This window comes from Helicobacter marmotae (genome assembly GCF_003364255.1).
GTDB lineage: Bacteria > Campylobacterota > Campylobacteria > Campylobacterales > Helicobacteraceae > Helicobacter_C > Helicobacter_C marmotae.
This window is the reverse complement of sequence record NZ_NXLR01000014.1, coordinates 40,845-51,414: the sequence shown is the minus strand read 5'-3', so window position 1 is coordinate 51,414 and position 10,570 is coordinate 40,845. Positions and strand designations below refer to the sequence as shown.

Genomic DNA, 10,570 nt, shown 5'->3' with positions numbered 1-10,570 from the left:
CTACAGATTGTTCTACGGCTTTGGCATCTTGCTCTAAGCCTATTTTGGTTTGTTGTATGTTTTCATTAATGGCTAATCCCATTTGACCAAGTTCGTCTTGGGAAGTAGGTTGCAAGATATGATTGTTATTGTCTTTATGCGCAAGATTATCAAATAAAATGTTGAGATTATGTGAGAGTATTTTGATTGATTTTTGGATTTTTTCATAAAACACAAATATAAACAAAATAATAGCAATCAGGCACACAAAAGCTATTATCATCGTTACATAAAAACTATTATCTACTATATTTTTCACATGTTGTGAGCTCTCTTGTGCCATAGTTGCAAGATTATCTGTATAAATAGCCGTTCCTACCCACATATCATTGGTATTAGGAATGGGTGCAGAATAAGAAAGTTTTTCAGATGGTTCATTCTCGCCGGGTTTGTTGAAATAAAATGTCTCAAACCCTCCTCCATTTTTAGCCGCTTCATAAAGGGGGACAATATCAAAAGTTTTATTTCCTCGTATGTCTTTGCCATTGAGATGTGGGGCGGCTGGATTATAGAGGCAAATGGTCCTCAAATATATAGAAATACCCGCTTTTATCGGCTTCAAATCTAAAATCATCAACCATTTTTTTAATAATTTCTATTTGCTTCTCTTCGCTAGAAACGCCTTTTAAAAGCTCGCCTAGAGTATGAGCCATTTGAAGGCTCATATCTTTAATCCTTGATTTATTTTGTTCCCTCAGTATGAGTTCATTCTCAACACTTACAGCCTCTATACTTTTTGCATTATTGATATAAAAACTTATAAAAATAACAGCAAAAACAACCACTATCCCCAAAGCTAAAAATAGCATTTTTGACTTTATGCTTGCAAACATTTTCCCCCCAACTCATTTAAATTTTAGATTAAATTCCTGCCCCTTAGGCTTTCTCAAATGCCCTCATGCTGCATTACTTGCTCTTTATGCGAAGTCTTAGTATTTTTGCAATCTTGCCAAGCCTCCAAAATCTCTCCCCCACCTAATACACAATCACCTTGATAGACCACGAGGGCTTGACCTTGCGCCACACCATATGCAGGCTCTAAAAGTTTAGCATGGATATATTCTCCCTGCAGTGTTATATGTGCTTTAAGCGGTACAGAGCGATAACGCACTTTAATGTCATATACACCGCCACTAAAGGCTTGAGGAAGACTTTTATTGAGGGCTTTTATAGAATCTATAGCAAGCTCCTCTTTCGTTCCTACGATAATTTCATTGCTCTTTGGCAAAATGGCTTTGACATAATGAGGCTCATGCGAGCCAAATACGCTAAAGCCTTTGCGTTTGCCAATAGTATAGTGCATATAGCCTTTATGCGTCCCCACTGCCTTACCGCTACTATCACGGACAACCCCTTGATTATCCACTTTTTCATACATTCTCAAAATATCAATATAACTATCCTCTACAAAGCAAATTTCTTGAGATTCTTTATACGTTTGCAATGTCCCAAGAAAGGGTAAGAGTGAAAGGGCAGTTTTTTTCACATCTTCTTTATACATAGCCCCAAGTGGGAAGAGGATTCTATCAATGGCATCTTGTTTTAAAGCATAGAGAAAATAGCTTTGATCTTTTGTGTCATCAACAGCCTTTGCAATGCGCTTAATGCCATCCACCTCTTTAATCTGTGCATAATGCCCAGTAGCGATATAATCACAGCCCAATTCATCTGCCTTTTTGAGCCCTAAGCCAAATTTCATAAGAGGGTTGCAAATAGTGCAAGGGTTGGGAGTTTGCCCCTCTTTATATGATTGAATGAAAGCATCATACACATTCTGTTTGAAGGCTTCTCGTAAATCAAGCACCTCAAAAGCAATACCCAAATGTTGTGCAACCTTTTGACAATTTTGAATAAAAATCTGGTGCTTTTTTTCTTTATTATGGAGTTTAAGATAGAATCCTATAACTTCATAGCCTTGTGTTGAGAGTAGATGGGCGCAGTAAGAACTATCAACCCCACCACTCATAAGAAGTGCAACTTTCACAAAAAATCCTTTATAAAATAATTTACAAAGATAAATTTTAGCATATTTGAGGTAAGTTGTGTAAATAGAGCAAAAAGTGATTTTGTGCTATAATCTAGCCCTTTTTTAAATCGATTCATTCTAAATAATAAATCTTACATAAATATGAGGTGTTTTGTGATTTTAGAGCATGAGCTACCGCAGGGAAGCAAATTATACTTTGACACATCAGCCAAACTAAAGCGTCAGGTGGAATCATGTGCAATTCAAGCATTTTATCAAAATGACTATAGGGAGATTGTAACCCCCACTTTCACATTTTTAGAACATCAAGGAGATATTTTAAATCGTGAGCTTGTGCGCCTAAGCAGCGAGAGCAATCATCAAATTGGCTTGCGCTATGATACTACCTTTGAGGCTATGCGCATAGTAACTCAGCATATTAAAAGCAGTGAGCATAAAAAATGGTTTTATATCCAGCCTGTCTTTAGCTACCCCACGACTGAAATCCACCAAATCGGTGCAGAGCACTTAGGAGGGGAAAGCCTCTCGCCTGTGGTGTGTCTAGGTGCGCATATCTTACAAGAGTTGGGGCTTAAGCCTTATTTACAAATCTCAAATATGAAAATCCCCCTTTTATGTGCTAAACATAGTGGCGTGGATATAGATGTATTTGCCTCACAAGATGTGGGCAAACTCTTAGAAATGGGTGATTATATAGCAGATTTAGTCCATATTAAAACACAAAAAGATGTCCAAAATGCGATGAAGTCTGCCCCTGTATTTTTACGCGGTGAGCTAGAGAGGCTTTTAGAATGTGCAAGTTATTGCGAATATGAGAAAAGCATCTTTTCTCCCTTAGCGTTTTCACCCACTTCATATTATGGGGATTTATTTTTCCGTATGTTTATAGGCAATGCAACTTTATTGCAAGGGGGCAAATATAGCATAGGGGAGCAAAACTCATGCGGGTTTGCAATCTATACTGATGAAGTAGTAGAATGCCTCATTTAGGCATTTAAGAGAGAAGTTCAAGGGAGAGTTTATGGCAGATTTGATAGTGGGGATTCAATGGGGCGATGAAGGAAAAGGCAAGATCGTTGATGCAATGGCAAAAGAATATGACTATATTGTGCGCTATCAGGGAGGGCATAATGCAGGGCATACAATAGTTGTAAATGGGCAAAAAACCGCCCTCCATTTAATGCCATCTGGTGTGCTACACCCGCAATGCAAAAATGTTATCGGCAATGGCGTTGTTATCAATCCCCAAGCCTTACTAAGCGAATTACATTCATTTCCCTCACTAGAGGGGCGGCTTTTTATAAGTGAAAAAGCTCATATCATTCTCCCCTACCACGAGATACTCGATAAAGCTAAAGAATCAAATAAAGCCACACCCATTGGCACTACAGGCAAAGGTATAGGTCCATGCTATGCTGATAAAGTCTCACGCAATGGCGTGCGTATGGCAGATTTATACCAACCCACCAAACTCAAAGCCAAAATACAGGCTATTTATGAGCAAGCCCAATGCGTTAAGGCGATGTATGATGTGGTGTTTCCAAGCGTAGAAGATGTTTTTTCTTATTTAGAATCTATATCTAAACAAATTTTACCCTTTATTACCGATACTACGCAGCTTTTATGGGACGCACAAGCAAAAGGGCAAAAGATACTTTTAGAGGGCGCTCAAGGCAGTATGCTTGATATTGACCATGGCACCTATCCTTTTGTAACAAGCTCTACGACTATCGCAGCTGGAGCATGCAGTGGGACTGGCTTAGCCCCAAGTGATCTTGGGCAAATTATTGGCGTTGCAAAGGCGTATTGCACACGCGTTGGTAATGGCGCATTTCCCACCCAAGAGAGCGGAGAAGTGGAGGAGCGATTACGCAAGGCTGGGGGGGAATTTGGCACTACAACAGGACGTGCGCGACGTTGTGGGTGGTTTGATGCTGTTGCTGTGCGCTATGGGGCACGTTTAAATGGCTGCTCAAGCTTAAATATTATGAAACTTGATGTGCTTGATGGATTTTCATCAATCAAAGTATGCGTAGGCTATCAATATAATGGCAAGCAAATCAGCTCCCCTCCTGCTTCTTATGAAGATGTCTCCCCTATTTATAAGGAATTTGAAGGTTGGGACAAAACCCATAGCAAGCGTCATTTTTCACAATTACCAAAAGCAGCCCAAACCTACATTAATGAATTAGAATCTCTTGTAAATGTGCCAATTACTACAATCTCCACAAGCCCAGAACGTGATGACATTATTAGGCGTTAAATATGACAACAAAGTTTAGCCCTATCATAGATTTACGCAAAAAAGACATGCAAGAATGCGAACGTGCTATTTTGCAAAATGAAAATAACATTACCAACAAAAGAGCGCAAATTGAGCGCATTGCAGATGAGCTTGTAGGCTTAAAAATGCCTCAAAATGGTATGTTTAGTGCAATGCAAGCATATAATGAGATGAAAAAAATGCTTCTTGCCCATCTCCAAAATATACAAGATGAGCTTAACGAACTTCTGCTTCACAAAAATAGCCTTCAAAATCAATACAAAAAACACCATATTGAATATGAAAAAATAGCCTTTTTGGACAAAAAAGAGCAAGATAAGATGTTCAAAGCCTTAAACAATAGGGAAAAACGAGAGGTTGATGAAATTGCGATGATGCTTTATAATCGCACAGGCGGTAAGCGTATATGAAATGTTTTGCTCTCTTTGGATTATTATGCGCTGTGTGTTTGCATAGCTTTGGAGAAACTTCACAATTGCTTGATTGTAGCATTATTTTTGAAGCACGCAAGGAAGAAATCAAAGCCCAGCTTGATGAAATTGATGAGCGGCAGCAGGCATTGCAGGTGCTCCAAAATGCCACGCAAGTATTACTCGATGAGAAAGAGCGCCAACTGAATGACAAAGAAAAGCAAATTGATGAAAAAATCACTCTTTTTGCACAAGAGCAAGAGAAGGCAAAAACAGAGGAGGAAGAAAAGCATAAGCAAAATCTCGCAGAGCTTGATGAGAAAAAAGATGAAATACAGCAACTAATCGCACATAATGAAGCCATCCTCTCACAAATTAAAGCCCAAAAAGATGATAAAATCATCAAAGCCTATAAAGGTATGAAAGAGGCAAAAGCCGCAGCGATACTCGCAGACTTGCCAGAAGAAGAGGCTGTGGAAATTCTCTCGCAAATGGATGTTAAAGACATTACAAAAATTTTAGGCAAAATGGACAATCAAAAAGCCGCAAAGCTTACCTCCAGCATTCGCTCTCTCCCTGCCCAACCCACCAAAGAGAATGTCCCCTTGAGCCAGCCAAATAGCACTCCTACAGATGAAACTATAGATGATAGCAACGATACACAACCCACCCAAGAGGAGTAAGATTCATTTACACCTCTGCCTCTTTATATCTTACCTTTTGATAATTTTTAGGACATAACATTATGTGAGGGAGGTACTTTGTGTGTAGCAATGAATTTATCAGGGCACATAAGCGCATTTGCATGACCCCCTATAAGGACAATGTATAAAATGTAAAATATCTCTCCTTTGAATCGCTTAGAGGGCTTGTTTTGCCTCAGGTTTTGCAAAGCCGAAGAATCTCTGCGGGCTTGAGTAGCGATTCTAGGAGAGTTCTTCACCCCCTATCGGGGGTTGGTGATGACAAACTTCCTTAGTTATCTTGCGAGTCTTTATGCTAACAACCTAACCCCCTCAATTTGCTTACCTTACTTACATTTGCCCACATTTTTCAATGCTTAAAAATTCACAAAAAGTTATTCTTATATGTTACAAAATGTAAAAAGTTAAAATTTATAATTCAATTTTTATTGACACACCCAAAGAGATTTTATAAATTAAGAAGCGTTACTATTGAGTAACAAAATTTTACTTGAAAGGAGTCTTTATGAAGAAGACATTTGTTTTTTTAATACTTGCCTCACTTTTAGGGGCAAATTTTTGTTCAGGAGCAGAATCTTTAAAAGATTCTAAAGTAACAAGCCTATCTCAAGCAGATATGGAAGCATTGTTTCAAACATCTAATGTAAATGCCATTGTCTTATCAGAAGAAGAAATGAGAGCAACTGAGGGAGAAGGCTTTTTCACCGGCTTACTTATAAGTGGAGGCATAAGTCTTATAGGCTATGGAATTTGTAAAGCTGCAGGTGGAAGCAATTGCAAAATCGGTGCTTCAGGCTCTCAAAAATTTTAATAGAGTCAATGCTAAGGAGGGAACATGAAAAAGTATCTTATTCTTATATCTTTATTTTGCTCATTGCTCTATGCGTATGAGACAAGAAGCGATCTACGCGTAGGTGTGGGCGGTGTATATGGGCTTTATAAAAGTGATGGTGAAAAAGATATGAAAAATACAGGCGGCTATCTTACTCTTGTAGGCAGAGACTTTAGCTTTAATGATAGGTTATTTGCACAAGGAGGGGCTGATTTCGCTTTAGGAAAAGCCAAAAGAGATGGCAGGAGTGATGATTTTTCTCTCTTTAATTGGCATGTTAAAATAGGGTTTAATCCCATTTCTCAAAGCAATCCACTCTTTATTAATCTTGTTTATGCTTATGATTCTTTTAGCACAGATTTGGTAGCTAAGGACTTTGCACTGAGCACTCATTCTGTGGGCTTAGATCTTCAAGGCTTTATAAGAACGCAAGGCAAGGCACATTATGAGTATAATATAGGCTATTACTACACCTCTGGGGCATATATTGTAGAAAATGCCTATGCAAACACAAAAGGTTATAGCTACGCTATTAAAGGCTCTTTGGGCTTTAACTATGAGCTTTCAGAGAAATTGGCGTATTTTGTAAATGCAAGGGTGCAATATTTTAATCTAGCCGCTTCAAAGGCAAATGATACTTTAAGCTACCCAAAGACAAGCCACTTGCTTGGTATGCTAGAATTTGGGATTGAGTTTTCATTCAAATAATCTCAAGTCAAATTTTGAGGGCAGATTCGATATTTATTCAATCTGCCTCGCTTAAAGAAATTCATTAAGGTAGCTACAATGTGTGTTAGCAAGATTATGTGCATTTTAACTCTTGTTGTTTTACTTACAGGTTGTGGGGGAGCGTTGTTTGATAAATATAGCTTCGGGCTGGAGCAAGACTACCAACCCTGCCTGAATCCTTTAGAAACTTGCAATACCCAAAGGCTTAACTTCAATGCTCCAAATATCCCCTAGAACTAGAATCTATGTACAACCCACTTATGCCACTAAAACCATTAAAATAAGCCAAATTGCTTTATCGCACTTTAGAACGAAACATATGAGATAGAAGCTAAAAACGCTATAGAGAAGAATAAGTTGTTTGTGCGAAAAGAGGATATATGTCCCATTCAACATATTTATGCAAATAATGCACGACATAAATTCATACAGAATCTCTTCTAAACTATAGGGTTTATTCCTAAAGTTAGCATTTTCATAACTTTTTGTAAATTTTTAAGTATTAAAAAATGTGGGCAAATGTAAGTAAGGTAAGCAAATTGATGGGGGTTAGGTTGTTAGCACAAAATGAGCAAAGTAACTAAGAAATTTTGTCATCACGAACTCCCCAATAGGGGGTGAAGAACTCTCCTAGAATCGCTACTCAAGCCCGCAGAGATTCTTCGCCTGCTATGCAGGCTTTAGACATGACAAAATAACAGATTTTCTAGTGAAATCAAAAAGCAATTCTTAACCCCCTATCGAGGGTTAGTGATGACAAGAGAGGGCGGAGTTGCTGGTGATTGGATTTAGTGTGTGTTTGCTATTGCGGGTAGCTAAGCTTGTATTGCCTTAGAGTAATACAAAGCCCGCAAATAAGGTAAGTGGCAAAGGTAAGTGAGCCTTAAATTTATGCCTTAACTCTTCAAACTATTTAGCACGATCATCTAATATAATCGTAAAAGGACAAATCTCAATAAGTCGCCCGATATTTATATTTACCGCTTGCTTTCTAGCTTGGCGTACGAGCTCACTGACTTTCTTTTTATTCTGCACGCCTCGCGGTCCAAATGCCGCATTAGCAATAGCAAGTACATAAGCATTTTTCATCGCTTCTATTGGGGCTTCACCCGGGTTTTCAATAAACTTAGCACTCTCTACAATCAAATCATCAAACTTCCACTTTTCAAACAAATCCGCGAGTATCTTCAAATGATCTGTGCCAAAAAACTCATTTTCCACAAGGGTTATATCATAGTTATTTGCCTTGAGAGATTCCAAAAATGCCTTGTCTTTTCTCACTTCTAGCAAAACTTTTGAGAATAAAACCATACCCGCCCTCAAAAGCAATATACAAGGGATAAGCTCTTGTGCGAACTTTTTATCGATTGAAGAAAACCAATCTGAAACAAAGCTAACCGCCTTGCGAGATTTGATGATAAATTCTTCTGGCTCTAGCCCATATGGTGAAACATTTATATGTATGCTACTCTCAAAAAATGTTGCAATGGCTATACTCGCGACATTATTAATACCAAGCAAAGAAACAATCTGCCTCAAATTTACAATCTCATTAGAAAATCCATAAAAAGGCGAATTTACTAAATTTATCAAATGGTCTCTCAAAAGTGGATCATCAGAAATAGCTCCTGTAACTTCTTCTATACACCAAGATGAGCAAGTATCTTGCGCACAATCTCGTAGCATTAGAGCTACCTTTGGCAATGGCGGATAGCTATTTATCACCTTTTCTAAAAGCTCGCTTTGGGTATATTCAGGAATGACTTCTTCAATCTCTTCATTTTCTGCTGGGGGGGGGGATAATTCAGCAGAAGTTGTGGTTTGTAATTCTTTTTCTTGAGTTATAGCAGTAGATTCCATGATATAGTCCTCCAACTTAAATAATAAAAATTGTTTATATGGAAATATTGCTTATTTTCTGCTTAAACTTATGACAAAAGATAAGGGATTAATGACTTTTATTAAATTAAAGATAAAAATTGTCATATTTTTGAGAGACAAAATATCGCCCCTATAATGTATATGAAAATATGCGAGGTTTCAAGTCTAACTTGCGTTTGCTGCGGCTTTCTTTATGCCATATCTTTGCTTTCACAAGCACGCCAATTTACAAAAAGTCTTATAACAACGATTCGCCCATTTAAAGGCTCTAAATCAAACTTGCTTTGAACATTACTCACTAGATGGCATTAAATGCTATACTTTACACAAAAGGAGAAAATATGAAAGGAAAATTAATACGATATATACATAATAAAACACCTAACGCGCTACCCTCTCTTGGTTTTTTACCCGACCCTGCTGAAAATATGCAAGATATAAGCGAAAATAAAAGAGAGGATATGATAGCCCCCATTGAAGCAACCCATGATATGAATGAGCTTATTGTGCATTTTGAGAGCTTTAATCTCAATGCCTCTACCCCGCGCATTCCTCTAAGTGATGTGCAGCTTCTAGCCCCCATTAAATCCCCACTGCAAGATGTGATTTGTTTAGGCATTAACTATATGGAGCATGCTAAAGAATCTGCTCGATTCAAAAAGGAGATATGCGATACCAAAAGAGAAGAGGCTATATATTTTAGCAAGCGCGTAAATGAATGCACCAACCCAAATGCAAGCTTTTCTATTGGTGCTAAAACCACGCAGCTTGATTATGAGGTGGAGCTTGTAGTGATTATAGGTAAAGATTGCACCCACGCCACAAGGGCAAATGCTATGGACTTTGTCTTTGGCTATAGTATGACTAATGATATTTCTGCGCGGGATATACAGCTTAAGCACAAGCAGTGGTATGCGGGTAAAAGCCTTGAGGGGAGCTTCCCTCTCGGTCCTTGTATTGTACTAAGAGATTCGCTTAATCCTCATAACCTTACCATTAAAAGCTATGTCAATAACCAATTGCGACAAAATAGCAATACGTCAAAACTAATTTTTGACATTCCCCATGCGATTTGTGAGCTCTCGAGCTACTTTACCCTAAAGGCTGGGAGCATTATATCAATGGGCACGCCTGATGGGGTAGGTATGGGCTTTAACCCTCCCAAGTTTCTCAAAGCAGGCGATGTTGTCAAATGTGAGATAGAAGGGATAGGAATCTTGCAGACATTTTTTAGGGCTTAGATTCATAAAAACGGAGGGGAAACGCAAAGGCAAAAAGCAGATGAAAGAAAACTTGCCACTTTAGCCTTTAATAAAAACCGCGTATGTAAGCCCTTTTTGTATAATCAGCTCATGTCCTCTAATGCTTATCTCGCTCTCCCCTTGGCTAAAAAGTTCCATAAATCGCGCTTCTCTTTCCATTGCCTGCTCATCACATAGCATACGGCTTATGCCTGAAGCACTAATACTTAGCCTCTCTCCTTGCAAGTGATACTGCGCAAAAAACTGATTACACCCTGCATTTCCGCTTAAATTCCCTGATTCAAAATACACAAATATCTCATGAGGGGGCACATTAAAATCCTTATCTGCCCCTTGTAGTTTAATACAAACCCAATTCCCCAAAATATCTGGCGTATTTTGTGCATTACAAGCTATCAGCAAAAGAGCCAAACCTAAAAGCCACTTACCCCTCATCTACCCC

The 10,570-nt window shown here is 38.4% G+C and carries 13 protein-coding genes; 8 read left to right on the top strand and 5 right to left on the bottom strand.

The window, feature by feature from the left end; all coding sequences use genetic code 11:
• From CQA63_RS07325 to mnmA, 3 genes are all read right to left on the bottom strand, one after another.
• Nucleotides 1-601 (bottom strand): cache domain-containing protein (locus CQA63_RS07325; RefSeq protein WP_211305735.1); only part of this gene is annotated, 601 nt, incomplete at its 3' end.
• On the bottom strand, nucleotides 546-872 hold the full coding sequence (locus CQA63_RS07320; RefSeq protein WP_104700578.1) for a hypothetical protein: 327 nt from the start codon (nucleotides 870-872) through the stop codon (nucleotides 546-548). The genes CQA63_RS07325 and CQA63_RS07320, both read right to left, overlap by 56 nt.
• A 53-nt stretch (nucleotides 873-925) precedes the next feature.
• A complete protein-coding gene (gene mnmA, locus CQA63_RS07315; RefSeq protein WP_233706669.1) occupies nucleotides 926-2,023 on the bottom strand; it encodes a tRNA 2-thiouridine(34) synthase MnmA in 1,098 nt (365 codons plus the stop codon).
• A gap of 156 nt (nucleotides 2,024-2,179) precedes the next feature.
• Here mnmA and CQA63_RS07310 point away from each other — a divergent pair, with 156 nt between their 5' ends.
• The 7 genes from CQA63_RS07310 to CQA63_RS09880 all read left to right on the top strand — a co-directional run bounded on the left by CQA63_RS07310 (nucleotide 2,180) and on the right by CQA63_RS09880 (nucleotide 7,219).
• Nucleotides 2,180-3,016: an ATP phosphoribosyltransferase regulatory subunit gene (locus tag CQA63_RS07310; protein WP_104700577.1), complete on the top strand. Its 837-nt coding sequence runs from the start codon at nucleotides 2,180-2,182 to the stop codon at nucleotides 3,014-3,016.
• A gap of 31 nt (nucleotides 3,017-3,047) precedes the next feature.
• On the top strand, nucleotides 3,048-4,289 hold the full coding sequence (locus tag CQA63_RS07305) for an adenylosuccinate synthase (protein ID WP_104700576.1): 1,242 nt from the start codon (nucleotides 3,048-3,050) through the stop codon (nucleotides 4,287-4,289).
• Between the two features lie 2 nt (nucleotides 4,290-4,291).
• Entirely contained in the window at nucleotides 4,292-4,720 is a 429-nt protein-coding gene (locus CQA63_RS07300; RefSeq protein ID WP_104700575.1) for a flagellar export protein FliJ, read from the top strand.
• A complete protein-coding gene (locus tag CQA63_RS07295) occupies nucleotides 4,717-5,403 on the top strand; it encodes a MotE family protein (protein ID WP_104700574.1) in 687 nt (228 codons plus the stop codon). Before CQA63_RS07300 ends, CQA63_RS07295 begins: the two co-directional genes overlap by 4 nt.
• Before the next feature lie 526 nt (nucleotides 5,404-5,929).
• Nucleotides 5,930-6,235, top strand: coding sequence for a hypothetical protein (locus CQA63_RS07290; RefSeq protein WP_104700573.1), 306 nt, complete (start codon nucleotides 5,930-5,932; stop codon nucleotides 6,233-6,235).
• A gap of 24 nt (nucleotides 6,236-6,259) precedes the next feature.
• Complete coding sequence (locus CQA63_RS07285; RefSeq protein WP_104700572.1) at nucleotides 6,260-6,964, top strand: hypothetical protein; 705 nt, start codon at nucleotides 6,260-6,262, stop codon at nucleotides 6,962-6,964.
• A gap of 78 nt (nucleotides 6,965-7,042) precedes the next feature.
• The gene (locus CQA63_RS09880; RefSeq protein WP_158655518.1) at nucleotides 7,043-7,219 is read left to right on the top strand and encodes a hypothetical protein; all 177 of its coding nucleotides are present in this window, start codon (nucleotides 7,043-7,045) and stop codon (nucleotides 7,217-7,219) included.
• A gap of 675 nt (nucleotides 7,220-7,894) precedes the next feature.
• On the opposite strand, the gene CQA63_RS07280 is transcribed toward CQA63_RS09880, so the two are convergent.
• The gene (locus tag CQA63_RS07280) at nucleotides 7,895-8,845 is read right to left on the bottom strand and encodes an HDOD domain-containing protein (RefSeq protein WP_104700571.1); all 951 of its coding nucleotides are present in this window, start codon (nucleotides 8,843-8,845) and stop codon (nucleotides 7,895-7,897) included.
• A gap of 362 nt (nucleotides 8,846-9,207) precedes the next feature.
• On the opposite strand from CQA63_RS07280, the gene CQA63_RS07275 reads away from it, so the two are divergent.
• Entirely contained in the window at nucleotides 9,208-10,107 is a 900-nt protein-coding gene (locus CQA63_RS07275; protein WP_233706668.1) for a fumarylacetoacetate hydrolase family protein, read from the top strand.
• A gap of 60 nt (nucleotides 10,108-10,167) precedes the next feature.
• Here CQA63_RS07275 and CQA63_RS07270 read toward each other — a convergent pair whose 3' ends face one another.
• Nucleotides 10,168-10,563, bottom strand: coding sequence for an META domain-containing protein (locus tag CQA63_RS07270; protein WP_104700570.1), 396 nt, complete (start codon nucleotides 10,561-10,563; stop codon nucleotides 10,168-10,170).
• Nucleotides 10,564-10,570: the final 7 nt, after the last annotated feature.